The sequence below is a fragment of the Tsukamurella sp. 1534 genome (assembly GCF_000312385.1).
In the GTDB taxonomy this organism is placed as follows: domain Bacteria; phylum Actinomycetota; class Actinomycetes; order Mycobacteriales; family Mycobacteriaceae; genus Tsukamurella.
The window spans coordinates 169,341-192,616 of sequence record NZ_HE997628.1 but is presented as its reverse complement, the minus strand read 5'-3'; the positions used below and the strand labels follow the sequence as shown (position 1 = coordinate 192,616).

Here is a 23,276-nt window from a genome sequence, read left to right as displayed (position 1 = left end):
AGCGGGGGTTCGGGGCAGCGGTACACCTCGACGAGCGCGGGGAAGTCCGCACCGCGCCCGGCAAGGAGAGCGGCGAGGCCGGCCGCGGACCTGCCGAGCGTTCCGCACACCGCGACCGTATCGCCAGGGCGCGCACCGGATATGAGCACCGGGCGCCGGCCCTGCAGGTCGCCGAGGACGGTGACCGCGAGGAGCACCTGCTCGGTGCGCACCACGTCGCCCCCGGCGACCGCGCCGCCCGCGTCCCGTGCGCCCCGCGCCGTGCCGGCGGAGATGCCCGCGACCACGTCCTCGGTGGTCCCGGGCGGGCAGCCGAGCGTCACGGTGAACGCGGTGCACACGGCGCCCATCGCCGCGATGTCGGCGGCGTTCTGCGCGATCGCCCTGCGTCCCACGTGCTCCGGCGTGGTCAGCTCGAACCGGAAGTGCCGCCCCTCGACGAGGGCGTCGGAGGAGACCACCACCCGGCCGTCGGCGGCGACGACGACGGCCGCATCGTCGCCGGGGCCGATTTCGATCCGCGGGTCCGGCTCGACGGCGCTGGTGGCCAGCGCGATCACGCCGTCCTCCCCCAGTTCGGCGACGGTGCGCACGTCTCCTCGCACGGCCCGGTCCGGCTCACCTGATCTCATCGCGGCTACCGTATCGAACGTGAGCGATGCAGACGAGAACAAGGCCCGCGACGACGAGGCCGCCGGCGCCGCGGGCGCGTCCCGCCCCCGCCGGAGCCCGGCCTTCCTCGCCACGGCGGTGGCGCTGCCGGTCGCGGTGGTCGTGTGCTTCGTGGTGTTCCTGGTGATGGCGCAGCAGAAGCAGGAGGACGCCCGGGCCGCCGCGGACGCCGGCCACCTGAAGTCGATCGCGGCGCCGTCCTCGACCGATCCGGCGTGCTCCGCACTGCTCGAGTCACTCCCCGCCGAGCTCGGCGACTTCCGCCGCGACGACACCCGCGAGCCGGCCGGATTCGTGCGCTGGGCGAGCGAGAAATCGGGGGCCGTCGAACTGCGCTGCGGGAGCGACCGACCGGCCGAGCTCACGCCGACCGCGAAGCTGCAGGTGGTCAACGGGGTGCAGTGGATCCAGGCCACGCCGGCGGGGGCGCCCGCGCCCGACGGAGGCGCCTACTGGGCCGCGGTCGACCACCGGCCCTACGTCACGCTCTGGGTGCCCGACGGTGCCGGCACGAGCGCCGTGCAGGCGGCGTCCGACGCGATCACCGCGAAGCTGCAGCCCGCATCGCTGGACCTGGGGAAGTAGGTCCCCGCTCAGCGCAGCCCGGTGCCGCGGGCGATCGCGGTGTCGATGAGCAGCGTGAGCAGCTCCGCGTACTCGACGCCCGACTCGGCCCACATCCGCGGGTACATCGACGTCGAGGTGAACCCCGGCATCGTGTTGACCTCGTTGACCACCGGGCCCTCCGCGGTCTGGAAGAAGTCGACCCGGGCGAGCCCCTGCCCGTCGAAGGCGTGGAAGGCGCGTACCGCGAGGTCGCGGATCGCGGCGGCCTCCTCCTCGGTGAGGTTCGCGGGAACGGTGTACTGCGCGCGGTCGTCGAGGTACTTGGTCTCGAAGTCGTAGAACGCGTGGTCGGCGTCGGCGGCCATCTCGATCTCGGCGATCGCCGATGCGCGGACGGTGCCGTCGGGGCGCTCGAGCACGCCGATCTCCACCTCGCGCCCGATGACGGCGGCCTCGATGATCACCTTCGGGTCCCACTTGCGGGCCTCGGCGATGGCGTCGGAGAGCGCCGTCAGGTCGGTGACGCGTGTGATGCCGATCGACGAGCCACCGCGGGCGGGCTTGACGAACAGGGGCAGCCCCAGCCGGTGCAGCACCTCCGGCGGCACCTCGTCGTCGCGCTGGCGCAGCACGTGGAAATCCCCCACGGGCAGGCCGTCGGCGGCGAGCAGCTTCTTGGCGAACTCCTTGTCCATCCCGGCGGCGGAGGCGAGCACGCCGGCGCCCACGTAGGGCACGCCGGCCATCTCGAGCATCCCCTGCAGGGTTCCGTCCTCGCCGAACGGTCCGTGCAGGACCGGGAACACGACGTCGACGCCGCCGAGCATCGCGCCCGCGTCGTCCGCGCCCACCGCGACCAGCTCCGCCCCTCCGGCGCCCGGCAGGAGCGCCAGGTCGTTGGGCTTGTCGGGGACGCTGGGCAGCGACCGTTCGGTGAACCGCAGGGCCTGCGCGTCACCGTCGGACAGGACCCAGGCGCCGGACTTGGTGATGCCGACCGGGACCACCTCGAAGCGCGCGGGATCGAGGTGGGCGAGGATGCTGCCCGCGGAGACGCAGGACACCGCGTGCTCGCTGCTCCGTCCGCCGAAGACCACTGCCACCTTGATTCGCGAGTCCGTCACGGCAGACCACCTTACGTGTCTCCCGCGCGGGCAGCCACGGGGTCGTTCAGGCGTCCTGCGGGCGCCACTCGCCGCCGACGTCGCGGTTGAGCAGGTCGTCCATCGCGCGGGCGACCGGGACGCCGTCGTAGCAGACCGCCCGGACCGCCTCCGTGAGCGGCATTTCCACGCCGACGCGGCGCGCCAGGTCGGCGATCGAGATACACGATTTGGCGCCCTCGGCGACCTGGCCGTGCGCCGCCGCCTGGGCCTGCTCCACGGTCATGCCCTGTCCCAGCCGCGCGCCGAAACTGAAGTTGCGGGACTGCGGGGAGCTGCACGTGGCCACGAGGTCGCCGACGCCCGCGAGGCCGGCGAGGGTCAGCGGCTCCGCGCCCAGCGCGGTGCCCAGCCGGAGGGTCTCGGCCAGCCCGCGGGTGATGATCGCGGCGCGCGAGTTCTCACCGAGGTTGATGCCCGAGGCGATGCCGCACACCAGCGCGATGACGTTCTTGGTGGCGCCGCCGATCTCACAGCCGACCACGTCGTCGCTCGTGTACGGGCGGAAGTAGTCGGTGCGCACCAGGTACTGGGTGTGCGACGCCCGGCTCGGATTGTCCGAGCCGACCACGGCGAGGGTCGGCTGCTGCTTGGCGATCTCCTTGGCGAAGTTCGGGCCGGTGAGGACGGCGATCCGCTCCCGGTCGATGTCCGCGGCCTCGCAGACCACCTCGGACATCCGGTTGAGCGTCCCGATCTCGATCCCCTTGGCCAGATTGAGCACGGTGATGTCCGGCGGGATGAGGTGCCCCCAGTCCGCGAGATTGGTGCGCAGCGTCTGCGACGGCACGGCCAGCACCACGAGTCCGGCACCTCGCATCGCCTCCTCCGCGTCGTGCGTCGCGGAGAGGTTCTCGGGCAGCACGCCCTCGGGGAGGTACTGGGCGTTGATCCGGGTCTCGTTGATCTGGTCGGCGACCTCCTGCCGCCGGCACCACATCGTGACGCGGTGCGGCTCGGGACGGGTCGCCTCGGCGAACACCTTCGCCATCGCGGTGCCGAACGACCCCGCGCCCATCACTGCAACGTCGACCATCCGGCCACACCCCTCGGCTCGCGTTCACTCCCCACCGGTTCGGCGGGCTCGGACGAGCCTATCGCCCGGCCGCGCGCGGCACGCTCGGTTCCGCACGCCTAGATTGGTGAGCATGACCGCACCGCGCGGCGCGCACGCGCCTCCCGCCGTCGCCGTGGTCACCGCCGTGAAGTCGCTCGACGCCGCGAAGTCGCGGTTCGCGGCTCCCGGCGGCGACCTCCGCGACGCCGTGCCGGGGCTGGTACTCGCCATGCTGCGGGACACCCTCGCCGCGGCGTTCGCCACCCCCGGGGTCGTCCGGGCCTACGTCGTCTCCCCGGATCCGACGGTGCGCGCCGCCGCCCTCGATGCCGGTGCCCGCGCGGTCGCGGAGCCCGTTCGAGGCGGCCTCAACGCGGCGCTGGAGGCGGGCGCCGCCGCGGCGCTCGCCGAGGACGGGACCGTCGCCGTACTCGCGCTGCAGCCGGATCTGCCGGGCGTCACGCCCGGCGAGCTCGCGGCGTTCCTCGCCGCCGCGGGCCCCCGGCGGGCCTTCGTCCCCGACCATGCGGGCGTGGGTACCGCCGCGCTGTTGGCGCCCGCGGGACGAGCACTGCGGCCCGAGTTCGGGATCGACTCCGCCGCGGCCCACCGCGCCTCGGGAGCGCGGCCCCACCCGGGCCCGTGGCCCGGGCTCCGGACCGACATCGACACGCCCGCCGATCTGAGCGCGGCGCGCTCGCTCGGCAGGCACACCGCCGCCGCGCTCGGCCGGGCGAATCACGACGCGGCTCGCGCGGCCGATAGCGACATCGCATCGAACTCCTGCGGGTGATGAGCCAGAATGGAGCGGTGACGACCGAGCCCACCACCACCTCTCCCACATCGGACACGGCTGCGCCGGCCGAGGGCGCCGCGCCGGCGCCCGGGCGCTCCACCGCGATTCCGACAGCGCCACCGGCCGCACCGGTCGAGGCGGCGAGCGATCTGCCCGAGGACCGGTACCTCAACCGCGAGCTGAGCTGGCTCGATTTCAACGCCCGCGTCCTCGCGATGGCCGAGGACGCCTCGCTGCCGCTGCTCGAGCGCGCGAAGTTCCTGGCGATCTTCGCGTCGAATCTCGACGAGTTCTTCATGGTCCGCGTGGCGGGGCTCAAGCGGCGCGATCAGATGGGCCTCTCGGTCCGTTCGGCCGACGGGCTCTCGCCCCGCGAGCAACTGCGCCTGATCTCCCAGCGCACCCAGGAGCTGTCCCGCAAGCACGCGCTCGTGTTCAGCGACGCGGTCCGGCCCCAGCTGGCGGCGCAAGGGGTTTCGGTTCTCAGCTGGAACGAGTTGACGCCGGACGAGCGGGAGCGCCTCAGCCAGTACTTCCACACTCAGGTCTTCCCCGTGCTCACTCCCCTCGCGGTGGATCCGGCGCACCCGTTCCCCTACATCAGCGGCCTGTCCCTGAACCTCGCGGTCGCGGTGCACGACAGCACCACGGGCGGCGAGCATTTCGCCCGCGTCAAGGTCCCCGACAACGTGGACCGGCTGATCACGGTCCGGTCCGACCGGATGGATCACGCGGTACTGCCGATGGAGGACCTCATCTCTGCGCACCTGGACGTGCTGTTCCCCGGGATGACGGTGGCCGAGCACCACGTCTTCCGGATCACGCGCAACGCGGATTTCGAGGTCGAGGAGGATCGCGACGAGGATCTTCTGCAGGCGCTGGAGCGCGAGCTGGCGCGCCGCCGTTTCGGTTCGCCCGTCCGGCTCGAGGTGGCGGAGGACATGTCCGAGCACATGCTGGAGCTGCTGCTGCGCGAGCTCGACGTGGACCCGGCCGACGTGATCACGGTGCCGGGGCTCTTGGACCTCAACTGCATCTTCGAGCTCTACCGGATCGACCGTCCCGCGCTGAAGGATTCGCCGTTCGTCCCGGTCACCCATCCCGCGTTCGGCGAGCGCGAGACCCCGAAGAGCGTGTTCTCGACGCTCCGCGAGGGCGATGTCCTGGTGCACCACCCGTACGACTCGTTCTCGACGAGCGTGCAGCGGTTCATCGAGCAGGCCGCGGCGGATCCGCAGGTGCTGGCGATCAAGCAGACGCTGTACCGCACTTCCGGCGACTCCCCGATCGTCGACGCCCTGATCGATGCCGCCGAGGCGGGCAAGCAGGTCGTGGCGCTGGTGGAGATCAAGGCCCGGTTCGACGAGCAGGCCAACATCAAGTGGGCCCGCAAGCTGGAACAGGCGGGCGTGCACGTGGTCTACGGCCTGGTCGGTCTCAAGACCCACTGCAAGACGTGTCTCGTGGTGCGCCGCGAGGGCTCGCACATCCGGCGCTACTGCCACATCGGCACCGGCAACTACAACCCCAAGACCGCGCGCCTGTACGAGGACGTCGGGCTGCTCACGGCGGACCCGGATCTCGGTGCCGATCTCACGGACCTGTTCAACCGGCTCACCGGATACTCCCGCAAGGAGGAGTACCGGAACCTGATGGTCGCGCCGCACGGCGTGCGCTCGGGCATCATCGATCGGATCGAGCAGGAGATCGAACTGCACCACCAGGGCGTGCGGACCGGGATCCGGCTCAAGGCCAACGCGGTGGTGGACGAGCAGGTCATCGACGCGCTGTACCGAGCCTCCCAGGCCGGTGTGCCCGTGCAGGTGGTGGTGCGCGGCATCTGCGCGCTCCGCCCGGGCATGGAAGGGATCAGCGAGAACGTCTCGGTACGTTCGATTCTGGGCCAGTTCCTGGAGCATTCGCGGATCCTCCACTTCGCGGGCGCGGGCGAGTACTGGATCGGCAGCGCCGACATGATGCACCGCAACCTGGACCGGCGCGTCGAAGTCATGGCGCAGGTCAAGGATCCGCGCCTGACCCAACAACTGGGCGACATGTTCGAGTCGGCCCTCGACCCCGCCACCCGGTGCTGGACCCTCGACGCCGACGGCAACTGGAACGCCTCCCCCGAGCCCGGGGATCCGGTCCGGGATCACCAGCGAGAGCTGATGCGCGCGCACCGCGCGGGGAAGCGATGAGCGGTGGCGGCGCGGCCGCGGGCACGGTGGTGCACGCGGCCGGCGGGGTGCTGTGGCGGCCCGGCGCGGGCGAACCCGAAGTGGCCCTGGTGCATCGCCCGCGGTACGACGACTGGTCGCTGCCGAAGGGACACGTCGAGCCGCACGAGCACCCCGTGGTGGGTGGGCTCCGCGAGGTGGTCGAGGAGACCGGCTTCTCCGCGCGGCTGATCCGTGCGGTGGGGAACGTATCCTACGAGGTGCCCCGCCGGCGCCGGCACGGCGCGGGAGGGCGGACCGCACGCAAACGCGTCACGTACTGGTCCGCGCTCGCCGGCGACGGGGCGTTCGTCGCCAACGAGGAGACCGACGAGTTGCGCTGGCTGCCGGTGAAGCCCGCCTCGCGCCTGCTCACCTACTCGGCGGACCGCGGGATCCTCCGGAAGTTCGGGAAGCAGCCGGATTCGACCGCCACGACCGTGATCGTGCGGCACGCGAAGGCCGGCCGGAAGCAGGGATACCAGGGCGACGATCTGGCGCGCCCCCTGGACCGCAACGGCAGAGCGCAGGCGGAGGCCCTGGTGGACCTCCTGAGCGCCTTCGGGCCGGGGCGACTCCTGTCGGCGCCGCCGCAGCGCTGCCTGCAGACGCTGGCGCCGCTGGCCGAGGAGACGCTGCTGCCTGTCGCGGAGGAACCCACGGTCTCGGAGAAGGCCTACGCCCGTGATCCCGCCGCCGCGCACCGCAGGATCCGTGAGATCGCCCTGGAGGGCGAGAGAACCGGTGTGGTGCCGGTCGTGTGCAGCCAGGGCGGGGTGATCCCGGATCTGACGGCGTGGTGGGCCGCGGCGGACGGCGTGCGGCTACCGGCGGCCCGGAACCGCAAAGCCAGCGTCTGGGTACTCACCACCCGCGACGGCCGCCTGCTCAGTGCGGACCACATCGACAGTCCGCTGCCCCTGGAGCACTGAGGCTTCCAGGGGCAGCGGCGCCGATCCGGGGTTTACTTGCGCCCGGCCTTCTTCGCGGGAGCCTTCTTCGCCGGGGCCTTCTTGGCGGGGGCCTTCTTGGCCGGCGCCTTCTTCGCGACGGTCTTCTTGGCCGGGGCCGCCTTGGTGGCCTTGGTCGCCTTCGTGGCCTTGGCCGGGGCCTTCTTCGCGGTCGTGGCCTTGGTCGCCTTGGCCGGAGCCTTCTTCGCGGTGGTCTTCTTCGCGGCCGTCGCCTTCGTCGCGGTGGCCTTCGTCGCCTTCGCGGGAGCCTTCTTCGCAGCGGTCTTCTTCGCCGGAGTCGCCTTGGCCGCCTTCGCCGGAGCCTTCTTCGCCGCGGTCTTCTTCGCCGCGGCGGCCTTGGTGGCCTTGGCCGGAGCCTTCTTGGCGGTGGTCTTCTTGGCCGCGGTCTTCTTGGCCGCGGTCGTGGTCGTCGCGGAGCTGCGGCGCACGGCGGGGCCCGAGGACGGCAGCTTGGCCGAACCCGAGATCACGGCCTTGAACTGCGCGCCGGGACGGAACGCCGGGACGGACGTGGGCTTGACCTTGACGGTCTCGCCGGTGCGGGGGTTGCGGGCGACGCGAGCCGCGCGCTTGCGCTGCTCGAAGACGCCGAACCCGGTGATGGTCACGGAGTCACCCGAGTGGACGGCACGGACGATGGTGTCGACGATCGCCTCGACGGCGGCGCCGGCGGTCCGACGGTCGGTGCCCAGCTTCTCGGTGAGCTCCTCGATCAGTTCTGCCTTGTTCATGAACCCTTTTCCTCTGTGGTCGGTGGCTCACCGCTGAGCCAACTATGGACACCGTAAACGCAGGATTGCATTCATTCCAAGTGCCACGCCACATTTGATCCCGGGTGTGTCGGAAAAGCAAGCGGCGGCACCGGATCGATCCGGTGCCGCCGCGAGGCCGTGAAATCGCTAGAGAGTCACGGGTTTGTATGCGGGCCTACGGTTTTCATAGGCGGCGATTTCGTCACCCAGCTGCAGGGTGAGCCCGATATCGTCCAAACCGGCCATCAGGCGATTTCTGACGGAGTCATCGATCGTAAAGGGAACTACCAAGTCTCCGGCGGTCACCGTGCGGTCCTCGAGGTCCACCGTCACCTCCAGGCCGGGCTCGTTCTCGAGGGCCTTCCACAGCAACTCGACGTTCTCCTGCTCGACGAGGGCGGCCACGAGCCCCGCCTTGCCGGAGTTGCCGCGGAAGATGTCGGCGAACCGCGACGAGATCACCACGCGGAAGCCGTAGTCCATGAGGGCCCAGACCGCGTGCTCGCGGGAGCTGCCGGTGCCGAAGTCGGGACCGGCGACGAGGACGGACCCCTTGTCGTAGGGCGCGGTGTTGAGGATGAAGTCCGGGTCGGTCCGCCACGCGGAGAACAGCCCGTCCTCGAATCCCGTGCGGGTCACGCGTTTGAGGTACACGGCGGGGATGATCTGGTCGGTGTCCACATTGGTGCGGCGCAGCGGTACGCCGATGCCGGTGTGCTTGACGATGGCTTCCATCTCGGAATCTCCTGCTCGGAAAGTGTTTCTACGACTGCGGCGTCAGGCGCCGGCGGGTGCGGGCTCGGCGACCGGCTCGAGGTCCGACGGGGCGGACAGGGTGCCGCGCACCGCCGTCGCCGCCGCCACGGCGGGCGAGACCAGATGGGTCCGGCTGCCCTTGCCCTGGCGGCCTTCGAAGTTCCGGTTCGACGTCGAGGCGGAGCGCTCACCCGGTGCGAGCTGATCGGGGTTCATCCCCAGGCACATCGAGCATCCGGCCTGCCGCCACTCGGCGCCCGCGTCGACGAACACCCGGCCCAGCCCCTCCTCCTCGGCCTGTGCGCGCACGCGCATCGAACCGGGGACCACCAACATGCGCACGCCGTCGGCGACCCTACGCCCGCGCAGGATCTCGGCCACGGCACGCAGATCCTCGATCCTGCCGTTGGTGCACGACCCGACGAAGACGGTGTCCACGGCGATCTCGCGCAGCGGGGTACCGGGCTTCAGGTCCATGTACTGCAACGCCTTCGCCGCGGTCTCCTTCTCGCCGTCCGAACCGAACGACTCGGGATCCGGGACCGAGGCGCCCAGCGGGGCCCCCTGCCCCGGGTTGGTGCCCCAGGTGACGAACGGCGTCAGGGCGCTGCCGTCGATGTGCACCTCCGCGTCGAACACCGCACCCTCGTCGGTGCGCAGGGCGTCCCACGCGGCCACGGCCTCGTCCCACTGCTCGCCCCGCGGGGCGTGCTCACGCCCCTGGAGGTAGTCGTAGGTGATCCGGTCGGGCGCGATCATGCCCGCGCGGGCACCGGCCTCGATCGACATGTTGCAGATGGTCATCCGCGACTCCATCGAGAGCTTCTCGATGGCGCTGCCGCGGTACTCCAGGACGTAGCCCTGACCGCCGCCGGTGCCGATCTCCGCGATGATCGCCAGGACGAGGTCCTTGGCGGTCACGCCGGGCTGCAGTTCACCGTCGACGTTGATCGCCATGGTCTTGAAGGGGCGCAGCGGCAGGGTCTGGGTCGCGAGCACGTGCTCGACCTCGGAGGTGCCGATCCCCATGGCGATGGCACCGAAGGCGCCGTGCGTCGAGGTGTGGCTGTCGCCGCAGACCACCGTCATACCGGGCTGCGTGAGCCCCAGCTGCGGCCCCATCACGTGCACGATGCCCTGTTCCCCGTCGCCCATCGAGTGCAGGCGCACCCCGAACTCGGCGCAGTTGCGGCGCAGGGTCTCCACCTGGGTACGGGAGACCTCGTCGGCGATCGGCTGCACGAGCGTGTCCGTCGGCACGTTGTGATCCTCGGTGGCGATGGTGAGATCCGGGCGACGCACCGGACGGCCGTTGAGCCGCAGCCCGTCGAAGGCCTGCGGGCTGGTCACCTCGTGCACGAGATGGAGGTCGATGTAGATCAGGTCGGGTTCACGCGAGGCGCCCTCGCCCTCCCCCTTGACGACGACGTGCTGATCCCAGACCTTCTCGGCCAGTGTGCGCGGTTGCATGTGTTCCACCTGCTTGTCCATCTGCTCTGTCATCGGGCTGCGGCCGGTGGGCGCGGGCTGCGCGTTGAATTCCCACCATGCGAGAGCCTAGTATCGAACTATGGGACAGGATAGCTCACTGCTCGGGACCGCCGAAAGTCTCACCCTCGCTCCGGTGAGCGGGATCGGCGTGCTCGACAAATCCGTCGCGGTCCTCCGCGCCGCCTCCGCCGAACCCGCGACCCTCGCGGACCTGTGCAGTCGCACCGGGCTGCCGCGGGCCACGGCGCACCGACTGGCGGTCGGCCTCGAGGTGCACGGGCTGCTCAGCCGCGACGGTGACGGGCTGTGGCGCCCCGGCTCCGCACTGCGGGAGCTGGCGGCCAGTACGGTCGACACGCTCGTCGAGACCGCTGCGATGGTACTGCCCCGGCTCCGCGAGATCACCGGGGAATCGGTGCAGCTCTACCGCCGCGAGGGCGACCACCGGATCTGCATCGCCGCCGCGGAGCCCCCGTCGGGACTGCGGGACACGGTGCCCGTGGGCACCCGCCTGCCCATGACGGCGGGATCGGGCGCGAAGGTCCTCGCGGCGTGGGACGAGGCCCATCCCGAATCCGCGTTCAGCACGCGGACTCTCGCCGAGGTCCGCAAGCGCGGGTGGGCGCAGAGCGCCGGCGAGCGCGAGGCCGGGGTCGCCAGTGTCTCCGCCCCGGTGCGGAATCCACGGGGCGAGGTCATCGCCGCCATCTCCGTCTCGGGCCCGATCGACCGGATGGGGCGGCGCCCCGGCGCCCGCTGGGCGGCCGACCTCCTCCAGGCCGCCGAGGCGCTGCAGCGCCGCATGTGATGCTCGGAGGCTAGCCGCTCGCAGCGGCCGACAGCTCCGCCGCATCGGGCACGGTGACGTACAGGTTGCCGAGATGCTCCAGTTCGGCGGGGTCGCCCGCGGCCTCCAGCACGCCCTTCACCTCGTCGAGCCAGCGCTGCACGTTCGGGTTGGCCGCCGCAGCACCCGCGCGTGATTCGATCCGGACGTCGTACGCCCTGCCGTTCGGGGACTTCGGGGTGTCGACGGTGGGCGCGAGCGTCCGCCAGCCGCCGACGAACGGCGGTTCGGCGCCCCTCCGCGCGGGGTGGAACAGTCCGCGGATCCGTCCCAGGACGTTCGCGACGCGGTACCCGAACTTGAGCGAATCGTGCTTCGGGACGCCCAGCGTGCACAGCCCGGGCCCGATCTGCGACCAGTCGAACCGCAGCCCCGGATAGTCGTCGAAGCCGGCCCTCGAGCCGGCGGACGCCGCGTCCGCGGACGCCGTGAGCCGCCCCGCCTGCTCGGCCTCGCCGATCATCCAGAGCAGCGAACGGTCGGAGTAGTAACAGTTCTCGTACCCGCCGCCCACGTCGAGGTGGACGCCGTCGAACCACACCTGCCGGATGTCCCGGTGCTCGCCGCCCCACAGGCACGGCTCGAAGACCCTGCGCCGCTCGCCCAGCGCGAGCGCCTGCCGAGCCCGCGACACCTGATCGCTGAGATCCACGTCGTGGAACCGGTATTTGGCGAGCGTGACACCCGGCACGCCGAGAGCCCCCACCGTGTCGAACACCCCCAGCATGTCGAATCGCACCACGCCGGCGTCGTAGCAGTGCGTGCGCACCTCGGCACGCGCCGCCTCCTGCGCGGCGTCGCGCTTCGCGTCGGGTTTCGCATCGCGCGCAGGGCGCCCGCGATAGACGGTGTTCGCGCGCCGCAGGTGATCGCCCGCCAGCGCGTCGTGCCGGAGCAGGCCGACGTACGAGATCATCCCGATCAGGCTCCGCGCCGTGTACGCGCCGCGACTGAAGCCGAAGACCGAGATCCTGTCCCCGGGGCGGTAGTTGAGTGCGAGGAAGTAGTAGCAGTCGAGGATCTTGTCGTCCAGGCCGATCCCGACCGCACCGGCCAGCAGGCGTTCTATGCGGCTCCCGGTCGAGCCCACACCCCGCTGGTAGTACACGATCTGGGGCTCGCCGGCGTGGCCCACGGGGGCCACCGCGCGGGCGATCTTCTCGACGTTCGACACGTACTCGTTGTCGGCCTTCTGCCACGTGCCGTCGCAGCAGACGACCAGCGCCTTGGGCGTCTCAATTCCGGTCATGATCACACGCTAGGAATCGATCACACCGTGGGCACGAGTAGCGCACTACCCGAATCGCGGGCATGTCACCGGCTCCGTCCGAGGGCCGCCGCCAGTCCCGCCCGGTCCGTGACGTCCAGCTTCGCGCACGCGCGGTAGATGTGTCCCTCGACGGTGCGCACGGAGACGAAGAGCCGATCGGCGATCTGCTTGTTGGTCGCCCCCGCCGCGATGAGATTGGCGATCTCCCTCTCCCGCACGGTGAGCGGCAGCGGATGCGATGCGGCGATCAGCGCCGGAGTCACGAGCCCGCCGCACGCCGCGGACAGGCGCGAGGCGGTGGCCGACGAGGCGAACATGGCGGACCGCCGCCCGGCGCGGTCGTGCGCCACGGACGCGGCGGCCGCCGCGTCGGCCGCGGAGACCGCGGCCCCGATCCGCTCGAAGTCGGCCGCGCACGCATCGAGCCCCGCTCCGTCCCGCGCCGCGGCCGCGCGGGCGTGCCGGGCGTAGACGCCGATGAGCACGCCGTCCAGGCGCGCCGTCAGCTCCTCGAGCCGCTCGGCGATCGCGGGATCGGAGTCGCCGAAACGCACCGCGGTGTGCAGTGCCTCGGCCTCGATCGCGAACTGACCGCCCGCCGCCGCGGAGTCCGCCGCGGCCCGGCTGGTCGCGATCGCCAGGGACGTGGTGCCGGACGCGGCCTCCTGCCATGCCCGCGCGATCCTCAGCTGCTCGCCGAACACCGCGACGTTCTCCGCGAAGTGGCTCTCCGCGTCCCGCAACGCCGCCGCGGCGGCCTCGGCGTCGCCGAGCCCGGCGTACCCCTGCACCAGCTGGAACCGGGCCGGGAAGACCCAGGACACGTCGGGCCGGTCGCGGACGGTGGCCAGGGTCTGCTCGGACTGCTCCACGACGGCGCGCAGATTGCCCTGCGCCAGTTCGACGGCGCTCACGTGGATCCCGGAGAGCGCCCAGGCGAGGAACTGTCCGGCCGAACGGAACTGCACGTAGCGCGCGGCGGCGGCGCGGGCGGCGTCGAAAGCCCCCGTCAGTGTCAGTCCGAGGATCTCGCCGTAACCGGCGGGGAAGCGCAGCACGCCGTCGGTGTGCTGCTCCGCGTCGCGGCCGCGCGCCGCGAGCGCCGCGACCTCGTCGCCCCGCCCGGCCAGGGCGCGGGCGAATCCGCCGCCGAACACCGCCCATTCGACGGCCCACGGCGTGGCGGCCGGCGAACCGATGACACCGTCGGCGAGATCCAGCGCGCGGGGCAGGTCGTTCGCGAGCGCGGCGCACGCGGAACCGATGCCCTGCACGATCGGCGTGAGCGCGGCACCGTCGATCCGGTCGGCGAGGAGGTCGAGGATCGCGGTGGCGCCCGCCACGTCACCCATCGCCCAGAACAGGTTCCCGATCCGTTGCGCACCCCAGAGCAGGAGTTGTACCTGATCGAGCCCGTCCGGGTCGAACGCCTGCAGCACCCGGTCCGACTCGGCGGCCCGGCCCTGCCACATCAGTGCCCGTGCCAGGAGGCACGCCGCGGGCAGGCCGGCGCCGCCGTCGAGCGCACCGCGGGCGAAGCGCTCCCCCTTGGGGACGTCGGCGAGCATGAGCGCGTCCCGCGCGGCGTCCCGGAGGAGGCCCGGGTCCAATACCTCGTCGCTGTCGAGGGCGAGGCTCGCCAGCCGGATCCGGTCCGATGCGGAGGAGACGTCGCGCTCCCCCAGCGCCTTCACGAGCTGCCCGCGCAGCCGCCGGGACGACGCGAACCCCAGCCGCCGCCTGATCACATCGCCGAACAGCGGGTGCGCGTAGCGCACCGAGAGCGCGCGTCCCTCGCGGGCGATCCTGATCAGCCCCTCGGCTTCCGCCTTCTCCACCGCGTCGTCGCCGCACAGGTCGGCGAGCACGTCCAGATCGATCGGTTCGCACAGACTTAGGAGCCTGAGCCCGTGGAGCACGTCGTCGTCGAGCTGATCGATCCTGCCCTCGAGCAGTGACGCGAGCTCGGACGTGATGGCGGCCTCGCCGCGCATCTGCCACACCCCACCGAGCTCGCGCAGCGCGCCCGATTCCAGCGCGCCCTGCACGAGATGCTTGAGGTACAGGGCGTTCCCGCCCGAGGCCTCCCACATCAGCCCCGCCGACAGCCGCTCCAGCCGGCCGCCCACGGCCTTCTCGATGAGCTGCACGCTCTGGTCGAGCGTGAACGGCTCGAGCGCGATCCGGAGGACGTGCCCGTCCTTCCACAGATTGGTGATGGCGTCGGGTACCGATTCCCCGGCGCGCACCGTGGCGATGAGGTGGACGGCGCGATCGATCGCCAACTGGTGCAGCAGCGTCGCGGAGAGTTCGTCGAGCAGGTGCGCGTCGTCGACACCGACCACCATGTGCCCGCCGGACAGCAGCGACTCCCGAGCGGCCGAGAGATAGGTGACGGGGTCGCTCGACGTGGCCGGCCCGACGAGGTGCGCGAACACCCCCAGCGGGATGCTCCGGGCCGATTCCGTGCCGGCGACCCACTGCACGCGGATGTTCATATCGGCGACCACGGCGCGCGCGAGCGTCGTCTTTCCGACCCCCGCGTCCCCCGTGAGGATCACTCCGCTGCCGCCCGAATCCGTCCCCAGCGCAGCACGAATCGACTCGCATTCGCGGTCTCTCTCGATCACCGGCAGCACGTGTGCCATGCCTTCAGATTCTAATCCCGACAGGCCCCCGGGAGCATTTCAATGCTGTATTAAGAATCGGCGAATTCCAGTCGCCGCCTTTTTCATTCGCTTTCGGAATTGCCTCTACTAATCTTCCCGAATCGGTAAAGGATTCGTCCGGATATCACCGGCTCCCCCGGCGGGGCAGCCCTACCCGCCGGCCCCGGGCCCGCGGTCCCGGATTCGGGTAGCCGGCTACTCGTGCCCGCCGTCGGTGCCGCGCCCACACTCGGTACCGGGTCGCCGAATCGGCTCGACCCCAGGGCGATCCGCCCGGTCCGCCGAAGGGAGCACCGCATGACCGTTTTCGTCTTCTGCGCACGCGGCACCGGCGAACCCACGACGGGGAACATGCTCGACAACGTCACCCGCCGGATCCACGGCGCCGTCGTCGAACAGGTGGTGCACACCGCCTCGATCAGCCTGGACAACGCGGCGGGCGACCCGCTGGCACCGTCGGGCGACAACAGCGCCAACCAGATCGTGCACTGGCTGGACGACCGGATCTCGGCGCTCGGCCCCGGAGACCGGTACATCGTGCTCGGCTATTCGCTCGGCGCGGTGGGCGCGATCCGGTGGCTGCGCCGCGGCACGGGCACCGCGCGCTGCCTGCTCGTGGGCACCATCGCCGGCCCCAGCCGGCGCGCCGGTGTCTCGTACGGTCTGCCGATCGCCACGGATCTGTCCGGAATCCACTCCAGCGGCGGCACCGGCACCGTCTCGAACGATCAGCGCTCGGCCCCTCCGCTGTACGAGATCGCCAACCCCCGCGACGTGATGACCTCGTGCCCCCGGGTGTCCCCGCTGCACGCCTTCGCCGGTCCGGTCATGGCGTTCGGGCTCACCACTCCGCAGACCCTGGTGGCGCAGCTGCTGGACCGAGGCATCGAGGACGTGGTCTCCGACCTGGCGAACGCCGCCCACTGGCTCGACCCCGGATGGTGGTCCTGGCCCGCGGATCTGGCCGGGTTCGCCACCGGTCAACACACCACGGCGTACGGCCTGCCCATGTGGCGGGACAGCGCGAACCGGCCGGTCTCGGGCATCGATCTGTTGGCCCGCGTGTGCAATTGGAAGATCTCGGAGGTAACACCATGACCGCATACACCCGCGACCAGGTCGCGGCCGCATTCATCGCCGAGGGGCGCCGATCGGGGGTGTCCGAGCGGGGGATCGTGATCTGCCTCGCGACGGGACTCGTCGAATCGAACCTCACGGTGTACGCCAATCACGCGGATCCGGATTCGCTCGCGGAGCCGCACGACGCCGTCGGTTCCGACGCGAACAGCGTGGGACCGCTGCAGCAGCGAGCGCCCTGGTGGGGCTCGAGCGCGCACGAACGGATGGATCCCACCCTCAGTTCCCGCTTGTTCTACGCGGCGCTCAAGGCCCTGCCCTACGACTCCCCCGCCCACACGCCCGGCTGGTACGCACAGCAGGTGCAGCGGTCGGCCTTCCCCACCCGCTACGACGAACGAATGGAACAGGCTCAGGCGCTGTACGACCGGCTCGCCCCCGCCCCCGCCCCCGCGGCCGCCGCCGCGGCGACCGTCGCCGATCACCCGAACGGAACCGATATGAACGCACCGGCCTACACCGAGATCGACCGGATGGGCGATTCGCGCTCGGCGCGCAACGGCGCCCGCATCCGGAACTTCCTGCTGCACACCGAGGAGGGGAACAGCACGGCGGACCGGCTGGCCGCCTACTGCAACGACCCGTCGCACGGGGCCAGCTACCACTACACGCTGCGCGACGGCACGGTGTGCGACGTGGTCGACACCGACTTCTCCTCGTGGAGCGTGCTCGACGCGAATCCGTACACGATCAACCTGTGCTTCGCCGGGAGCCGCGCGAGCTGGTCGCGCGACGAATGGCTCCGCCGCCGCGACGATCTCGCCGTCGCCGCGTGGCTCGCCGTCGCGGACGCCCGCAAGTACGGGTTCGCCACGGACGTGCTCGCGCCGCCCTACCGCGTCGCCGACGGGATCAGCGACCACCGCTACGTGACCAGCGCACTCGGGATCGGCTCGCACACCGACGTCGGGGACGGATTCCCCTGGGACGTGTTCGCGGCGGACGTCGCGCGCTTCACGGGCGCCGCCGCACCGGTGGGCGCCGCGGCGGGCCCGGCCGGGCCCGCGGGACCCGGGGGCCCGGAGGCCGATGCGGACGCCGCCATCGACGCGAGCGCGGGCCACGCGGCCGGGTGGATCGGACGGCGTCGCACGGGCTCCGCGCCGTGCCCGGACGGCCGGGGCAGGTTCGCCGACTTCGACAACGGCCGCGTGTACTGGACCGCCACCACGGGCGCGCACCCCGTGCCCGCGCGGCTGATGGAGTCCTACGGCGGATACCAGCGCGAGCTCGGTCCGCTCGGATACCCCGTGGTGGATCACACCGAACTCCCGGAGGGCCAGGTCGAGGCCTTCGAACGGGGCGTGCTCTACCGCCGCAACGATGCCGCCGCCGGCTACTTCGTGACGGGCGTGATCGGCGCCCGATGGGCCCGCGGTGGCTACGAGAAGAGCGCTCTGGGGTGGCCCGTATCGCCGCAGACCGCGCTGCCGGACGGCAGTGTGCAACAGGACTTCGAACACGGGCGCATGGCCTGGTCGCCGGACGGCACGACGGTGATCCGCGAGGCGGACGCCGCCCGCCCACAATGACTCCCGGGCCACGGCCCCAACACGACGGCGGGCGCGACGACCGACGAGACGACAGAACGACAGAGGAGAATCATGAACGACATCCGGAGCCGGATCCTCCGGCGCAGGATCCCCGACTCGGTGCGGCGCGCCCTGTACACGACCGCCGCACCGCTCATCACGATCCTGGCCGCCGGCGGCCTCATCCCGGGGAACCAGGCCGCAGCGTGGACGTCCCTGACACTGGCTGCGATCACCCTCGTGGTCGCCGTGGTGAACAGCGAAAGCGGCTGGCGCAACAGCGTGTACCTGACCACCGGCGCCCTCCAGGCGGTCCTGCAGGGGTACGGGATCGGCACGGACGCGATGTGGGCGTCGATCACCGGCCTGGTACTCGCCCTGCTGGGCATCGGGCTCGCCGGGGCGTTCGCCCCGTCGGGCCAGGCGGGCGAGGTCCCCGCCGGCGCACCCCTCCAGCCCACGGCGCTACCCGCTGTCCACGCGGTGTGAGAAACGACGAATGCCCGGACACGATGTCCGGGCATTCGTCACGCGTACCCCCGATGGGATTCGAACCCACGCTACCGCCGTGAGAGGGCGGCGTCCTAGGCCGCTAGACGACGGGGGCTAGAACTGTCGATGAAGGTAGCACAACCGACACCGAACGTACCCCCGATGGGATTCGAACCCACGCTACCGCCGTGAGAGGGCGGCGTCCTAGGCCGCTAGACGACGGGGGCTAGGACACGCCTCCGCGTACACGGAAGCGTTGTCACGCTGGCCTACCAGGACTCGAACCTAGAATGGCTGAACCAGAATCAGCTGTGTTGCCAATTACACCATAGGCCATCGGCACGTCCCGAAATCGTCTCCGACCTCGTTTTGAGCCGCGATCCAGACTACCCAAGCGCAGCCGGATACACCAAATCAGCAGGTCATCCCCTACTGCTGCGCGGCACCGTCGGCCGGTACCAGCGCGCGCGCCGAGGCCAGCCGGCCCAGCGTCCGCTCGCGCCCCAGCAGCTCGAGGGATTCGAACAGCGGCGGGCTGATGTGCGAGCCGGTGACGCCCACGCGGATCGGCGCGTACGCCTTGCGGGGCTTGAGCTCCATCTCGTCGATCAGCCGGCCCTTGAGCGCGGCCTCGATGGACTCGGTGGTCCACTCGGACAGCCCGCCCAGCGCCTCGGAGGCCGCGTCGAGGACGGGGCCCGCATCGGCCTTGATGTTCTTGGCAGCGGCGGCCTCGTCGACCGCGAACCCGTCCTCGTCCGTGTAGAGGAACTTCAGCAGGTCCCAGGCGTCGGACAGCACGACGATCCGCGTCTGCACCAGATCGGCCGCGGTCGCGAACTCCGCGCCCAGCCGCGCACCGTCGACGTATCCGCGCTCGACCAGGAAGGCCCGCAGCCGTCCTGCGAAGTCCTCCGGGGCGAGGAGGCGGATGTGCTCGGCGTTGATCGCGTCGGCCTTCTTCTGGTCGAACCGGGCGGGGTTGGAGTTCACCCGCCGCACGTCGAAGGCGGCCACCATCTCGTCGAGGGAGAACACGTCATTGTCGGGCGAGATGCCCCAGCCCAGCAGCGCCAGGTAGTTGAGCAGTCCCTCGGGGAGGAAGCCGCGGTCGCGGTGGTGGAACAGGTTCGACTCGGGGTCACGCTTGGAGAGCTTCTTGTTGCCCTCTCCCATCACGAACGGCAGGTGGCCGAACTCGGGGGTGAACTCCGCGACGCCGATCTCCTGCAGCGCGCCGTACAGCGCGATCTGCCGCGGCGTGGAGCTCAGCAGGTCCTCGCCGCGGAGCACGTGCGAGATCTTCATCATGGCGTCGTCGACGGGGTTGACGAGGGTGTACAGCGGGTCGCCGTTCGCGCGCGTGAGCGCGAAATCCGGCACGCTGCCCGCGGCGAAGGTGGTCTCGCCGCGCACCAGGTCGTCCCAGGTGAAATCGCGGTCCGGCATGCGCAGGCGCACGACGGGGCTGCGGCCCTCCGCGCGGAACGCCGCCCGCTGCTCCTCCGTCAGGTCGCGGTCGAAGTTGTCGTAGCCCAGCTTCGGATTCCGGCCGGCCGCCACGTGCCGTGCCTCGACCTCCTCCGGTGTCGAGAACGCCTCGTACGCCAGTCCCGCCTCCACCAGACGCCGCACCACATCGAGGTGCAGCTCCTTACGCTCGGACTGGCGGTACGGGCCGTACGGCCCGCCCACCTCGGGGCCCTCGTCCCAGTCCAGCCCCAGCCAGCGCAGCGATTCGAGGATGGCGGCGTAGCTCTCCTCGCTGTCGCGGGCGGCGTCGGTGTCCTCGATACGGAACACGAACGTGCCCCCGGTGTGCCGCGCCTGCGCGAAGTTGAACAGGGCGGTGCGCACCATGCCCACGTGCGGGGTGCCCGTGGGCGACGGGCAGAAGCGCACCCGGATGGGGCGCGCCGACGGGGCGGTGTCCGACGGGGTGGTGGAAGGCTCAGTCACGGGGACCAGGGTAGTCGCCGCGCGCGGCGCACCCGCTCACGAGTGCGCCGCGACCAGTGCCCGGATCCTGTCCAGCTGGAGAGCGGAGACCTCGTCGGCGCGCTCGTCCTCGCCGAAGACGTTGGAGCAGATGATCGCGTCCTCGCGCGCGAGGAAGCCCGAAGCGCCGAGATGTTCGAACAGCTCGTCCCAGTCCACGTCTCCGTCGCCGATGGCGAGGTGCTGGTGCACGCGCACGGCGTTGCCCGGCGGGTTGGTGATGTACCGCAGGCCGTGCGAGCGGTGGTGGTCGAACGTGTCCGCCGCGTACACCGCGCCCAGCCGGTCCCCCAGCTGCGGGATGAGGGACGGCGCGCGGTCCCCGTAGTGGAAGGTGTGGCTCGCCACGTACACGAAGCCCACGGACGGGCTGTCGAGCCCGCGCAGGATCCGCCACGCCTCGAGCCCGTCCTCGACGAAGTCGTCGGGGTGCGGGTCGAAGTTGAGCGTCACGCCCTCGCGTTCGAGAACGGGCAGCAGTTCCTCCATGGAGCGGTAGAAACCCGCCTCCGACTCCTCGGCGCGCTCGGGCCTACCGCTGAACTCGGTGTTGATCACCGGCACCTCGAGCTCCGCGGCGATGGCGATGATGCGCGTGAAGTTGCGGACGGCCGCGTCGCGCTGCGGTTCGTCGGGCCACGAGATCCGTTGCACGGGCAGGAGCGAGGTGATGCCGACGCCCGCGTCGGCGGCGCGCTTGCGGACCCGCGCGATCTGCGCCCGGTCGACCCGCGGATGCGAGAAGAAGGGGATGAAGTCCGGGTGCGGCGTGAGCTGGATCCAGTCGTATCCGGCCCGGGCGGCGACGTCGAAGAAGTCCTCGAAGGCGTGCGTGGAATGGTACGGCGTGGGGTCGAGGGCGATGCGGACCATGCTGCGTCCCCTCAGACCGTCGCCGCCGCGGTACCGGCGTAGAAGGCGGGTACGGGCGGCAGGTCGAGGGCGACTCGCCCCGGCGCGCCGAGTGCCTCGACACCGGCTTTACAGGCCACCGCCACCTTGTAGCCGTCCCACGCCGACGGGCCGGCGATCGTGCCGGCCTTGGCCGCGTCGACCCAGGCCTGCACCTGGCGGTCGTAGGCCTCACGGAAGCGGGTGGTGAAGTCCGCGTGCTCGCCCACGCCGAAGCCGTTCTCGGACCACAGCTGCAGCCCCGAGGGCTGACCGATCCGGGCGACGCCCCGGGCGAAGACGGCCTCGGTGGCCACCTGGTAGCCGAACTGGATGGAGACGTTCATCTCCACGTCGACGAGCACGCCGTTGTCGAGCTCGATGAGCACCAGGATGGGCTCCTTGAGCCGCTCCGGGGTGAGTGGGTTGCGCTTGGGGTACCTCACCTCCACCGATGTGATGGTGCCGCCCGCGAGCCAGGGCACCACGTCGAACTCGTGCACCACAGAGTCGGTGATGAGCATGTTCTGCACGTAGGCGTCCGGCACGGATGCGTTGCGGTGCACCGCGTGCAGCATGAGCAACTCGCCGGCGGTGCCCGCCTCGACGACCCTGCGCAGCTCCTCGTACTCCCGGTCGAAGCGGCGCATGAAGCCGACCTGGATGAGCTGCCTGCCGCCCGCGATCTCGGCCTCGAGGATCCGCCAGGAGGACTCCGGGTCCTGCGTGAGCGGCTTCTCGCAGAGGATGGGGAGCCCCGCCGCGAGCACCCTCAGCAGCGCCTCCTCGTGGAACTGGCCCGGGGTCGCGATCAGGACGGCGTCGACGAGGCCCGACGCCAGGGCGGCGTCGAGATCGCCGAATCCGGAGGCGCCGGGGGCCAGTTCGAGCGCGGCGGCGCGGCGCGCGGGATCGGGTTCGACGACGGCGGAGACGGAGGCTCCGGCGATGGTGGTGTGGATGCGCTTGATGTGGTCGGCGCCCATCATGCCGGCGCCCACGACGGCGACGCGGAGGTCGGTGCTCATGGTCGGACTCCTTCGGGAGGGTGGTGCGTGCGTGCCCGGTGCGCGGGCGGTCAGCGGGTACGGGTCAGGGGGTGGCAGCCGAAGATGTGCTGCCTGGTGCGGGTGGCGATCCCAGCGGGCAGGTCGATGTCACAGCCCGGCATGTCCTGTTCGACGATCGCGAACAGGTCCGGGTCGATCCGCAGCGCCTCCTCGATGACGGGAGCGAAATCCGGGATGCCGTTCGGCGGTTCGACCATGATCGCGGACGCGGCGTCGGCGAACGGGGTGTCGTTCTTGAGCACCTCCCAGATCAGTGCGGGGTCGATCTGCTTGAGGTGCAGGTAGCCGATGCGCTCGGGATGCCGCTGCATGAGCGCCACGTTGTCGCCGCCGTAGTAGGCGAAGTGCCCGGTATCCAGGCACAGGTTCACGTACCGCGGATCCGTCTCAGCCAGAAGGCGTTCCACCTCGCCGGTGGTTCCCACGTGACTGTCGGCGTGGGAGTGGAACTGCTGCTTGATCCCGTAATCCTCCGCCAGCGCCCTGCCCAGCCGGTCGTGGCCGGCGGCCAGCGCCTTCCACTGCTCGTCGTCCAGGGTGCGCGACTCCAGCGCCTCGCCGGTGAGATCGCTGCGCCACAGGTCGGGGATCACCACGATGTGCTCGGCGCCCATGGCGCGCACCAGCGTCGCCACGTCGGAGACCTGCTGCCAGGCGCGGTCCCACTGGTCGGGGCCCTTGTGGAAGCCGGTGAAGATGGTGCCGCCGGAGATCTCCAGGTCGCGCTTGTCCAGCTCGTCCTTGAGGCGCACCGGGTCGGTGGGGAGGTAGCCGTACGGGCCGAGCTCGATGTAGTGGTAGCCGGCCTCCGCGACCTCGTCGAGGAAGCGCTCCCACGGCGTCTGCCGGGGGTGGTCGGGGAACCACACTCCCCAGGAGTCGGGCGCGGTGCCGATGCGGAGGCCGCGGTCGTGGGAGGTGTCGGTCAT

The 23,276-nt window shown here is 71.1% G+C and carries 20 protein-coding genes and 3 tRNA genes; 8 read left to right on the top strand and 15 right to left on the bottom strand.

The genetic code is table 11. The features are described 5' to 3' along the window. Positions 1-632, bottom strand: a 632-nt coding sequence (locus tag BN39_RS18995; RefSeq protein ID WP_237741734.1) for a thiamine-monophosphate kinase, incomplete at its 3' end; no start/stop codon positions are given. Between the two features lie 19 nt (positions 633-651). Here BN39_RS18995 and BN39_RS18990 point away from each other — a divergent pair. After that, entirely contained in the window at positions 652-1,257 is a 606-nt protein-coding gene (locus BN39_RS18990; RefSeq protein WP_019204031.1) for a DUF3515 domain-containing protein, read from the top strand. Between the two features lie 8 nt (positions 1,258-1,265). Here the strand turns inward: BN39_RS18990 and BN39_RS18985 are convergent, their stop codons facing one another. Both BN39_RS18985 and BN39_RS18980 read right to left on the bottom strand, forming a co-directional pair. Continuing rightward, entirely contained in the window at positions 1,266-2,363 is a 1,098-nt protein-coding gene (locus tag BN39_RS18985; RefSeq protein ID WP_019204030.1) for a D-alanine--D-alanine ligase family protein, read from the bottom strand. 46 nt (positions 2,364-2,409) lie between these two features. Next, on the bottom strand, positions 2,410-3,438 hold the full coding sequence (locus BN39_RS18980; RefSeq protein WP_040768717.1) for an NAD(P)H-dependent glycerol-3-phosphate dehydrogenase: 1,029 nt from the start codon (positions 3,436-3,438) through the stop codon (positions 2,410-2,412). Positions 3,439-3,550: 112 nt separating this feature from the next. Between BN39_RS18980 and cofC the strand changes: the two genes are divergently transcribed. From cofC to BN39_RS18965, 3 genes are all read left to right on the top strand, one after another. Further along, the gene (gene cofC, locus BN39_RS18975; protein ID WP_019204028.1) at positions 3,551-4,252 is read left to right on the top strand and encodes a 2-phospho-L-lactate guanylyltransferase; all 702 of its coding nucleotides are present in this window, start codon (positions 3,551-3,553) and stop codon (positions 4,250-4,252) included. A gap of 107 nt (positions 4,253-4,359) precedes the next feature. Further along, positions 4,360-6,453: an RNA degradosome polyphosphate kinase gene (locus tag BN39_RS18970; protein ID WP_148281557.1), complete on the top strand. Its 2,094-nt coding sequence runs from the start codon at positions 4,360-4,362 to the stop codon at positions 6,451-6,453. Continuing rightward, entirely contained in the window at positions 6,450-7,403 is a 954-nt protein-coding gene (locus tag BN39_RS18965) for an NUDIX hydrolase (RefSeq protein WP_019204026.1), read from the top strand. Before BN39_RS18970 ends, BN39_RS18965 begins: the two co-directional genes overlap by 4 nt. 32 nt (positions 7,404-7,435) lie before the next feature. Here BN39_RS18965 and BN39_RS18960 read toward each other — a convergent pair whose 3' ends face one another. The 3 genes from BN39_RS18960 to leuC all read right to left on the bottom strand — a co-directional run bounded on the left by BN39_RS18960 (position 7,436) and on the right by leuC (position 10,420). Beyond that, a complete protein-coding gene (locus BN39_RS18960; protein WP_019204025.1) occupies positions 7,436-8,173 on the bottom strand; it encodes an HU family DNA-binding protein in 738 nt (245 codons plus the stop codon). Positions 8,174-8,341: 168 nt separating this feature from the next. Next, positions 8,342-8,929 (bottom strand): 3-isopropylmalate dehydratase small subunit, encoded by a 588-nt coding sequence (gene leuD / locus BN39_RS18955; RefSeq protein WP_019204024.1) that lies wholly within the window; start codon positions 8,927-8,929, stop codon positions 8,342-8,344. Positions 8,930-8,971: 42 nt separating this feature from the next. Then, the gene (gene leuC, locus BN39_RS18950; protein WP_192814883.1) at positions 8,972-10,420 is read right to left on the bottom strand and encodes a 3-isopropylmalate dehydratase large subunit; all 1,449 of its coding nucleotides are present in this window, start codon (positions 10,418-10,420) and stop codon (positions 8,972-8,974) included. A gap of 100 nt (positions 10,421-10,520) precedes the next feature. Here leuC and BN39_RS18945 point away from each other — a divergent pair, with 100 nt between their 5' ends. After that, positions 10,521-11,249, top strand: a complete 729-nt coding sequence (locus BN39_RS18945; RefSeq protein WP_019204022.1) for an IclR family transcriptional regulator — start codon at positions 10,521-10,523, stop codon at positions 11,247-11,249. Between the two features lie 10 nt (positions 11,250-11,259). Here BN39_RS18945 and BN39_RS22440 read toward each other — a convergent pair whose 3' ends face one another. Together BN39_RS22440 and BN39_RS18935 are read right to left on the bottom strand one after the other, a co-directional pair. After that, positions 11,260-12,537, bottom strand: coding sequence for a DUF2235 domain-containing protein (locus tag BN39_RS22440; protein WP_086010337.1), 1,278 nt, complete (start codon positions 12,535-12,537; stop codon positions 11,260-11,262). Between the two features lie 65 nt (positions 12,538-12,602). Then, positions 12,603-15,206, bottom strand: coding sequence for a LuxR family transcriptional regulator (locus BN39_RS18935; RefSeq protein ID WP_019204020.1), 2,604 nt, complete (start codon positions 15,204-15,206; stop codon positions 12,603-12,605). 318 nt (positions 15,207-15,524) lie between these two features. Between BN39_RS18935 and BN39_RS18930 the strand changes: the two genes are divergently transcribed. The 3 genes from BN39_RS18930 (at position 15,525) to BN39_RS18920 (ending at position 18,385) form a co-directional block, all read left to right on the top strand. Next, positions 15,525-16,325 (top strand): hypothetical protein, encoded by an 801-nt coding sequence (locus BN39_RS18930; protein ID WP_019204019.1) that lies wholly within the window; start codon positions 15,525-15,527, stop codon positions 16,323-16,325. Next, the gene (locus tag BN39_RS18925) at positions 16,322-17,896 is read left to right on the top strand and encodes an N-acetylmuramoyl-L-alanine amidase (RefSeq protein WP_019204018.1); all 1,575 of its coding nucleotides are present in this window, start codon (positions 16,322-16,324) and stop codon (positions 17,894-17,896) included. Before BN39_RS18930 ends, BN39_RS18925 begins: the two co-directional genes overlap by 4 nt. Positions 17,897-17,968: 72 nt before the next feature. Beyond that, positions 17,969-18,385, top strand: a complete 417-nt coding sequence (locus BN39_RS18920) for a hypothetical protein (RefSeq protein ID WP_019204017.1) — start codon at positions 17,969-17,971, stop codon at positions 18,383-18,385. Positions 18,386-18,430: 45 nt separating this feature from the next. Here the strand turns inward: BN39_RS18920 and BN39_RS18915 are convergent. From BN39_RS18915 to BN39_RS18885, 7 genes are all read right to left on the bottom strand, one after another. Next, positions 18,431-18,503 (bottom strand) — tRNA-Glu (locus BN39_RS18915). Between the two features lie 39 nt (positions 18,504-18,542). Beyond that, a tRNA-Glu gene (locus BN39_RS18910) sits at positions 18,543-18,615 on the bottom strand. A gap of 37 nt (positions 18,616-18,652) precedes the next feature. Further along, a tRNA-Gln gene (locus tag BN39_RS18905) sits at positions 18,653-18,724 on the bottom strand. A 93-nt stretch (positions 18,725-18,817) separates the two neighbouring features. Then, the gene (gene gltX, locus BN39_RS18900; protein ID WP_256378513.1) at positions 18,818-20,347 is read right to left on the bottom strand and encodes a glutamate--tRNA ligase; all 1,530 of its coding nucleotides are present in this window, start codon (positions 20,345-20,347) and stop codon (positions 18,818-18,820) included. 36 nt (positions 20,348-20,383) lie between these two features. Then, a complete protein-coding gene (locus tag BN39_RS18895; RefSeq protein ID WP_019204015.1) occupies positions 20,384-21,259 on the bottom strand; it encodes a sugar phosphate isomerase/epimerase in 876 nt (291 codons plus the stop codon). Between the two features lie 11 nt (positions 21,260-21,270). Continuing rightward, complete coding sequence (locus tag BN39_RS18890; protein WP_019204014.1) at positions 21,271-22,305, bottom strand: Gfo/Idh/MocA family protein; 1,035 nt, start codon at positions 22,303-22,305, stop codon at positions 21,271-21,273. 50 nt (positions 22,306-22,355) lie between these two features. After that, positions 22,356-23,276: a sugar phosphate isomerase/epimerase gene (locus BN39_RS18885; protein WP_019204013.1), complete on the bottom strand. Its 921-nt coding sequence runs from the start codon at positions 23,274-23,276 to the stop codon at positions 22,356-22,358.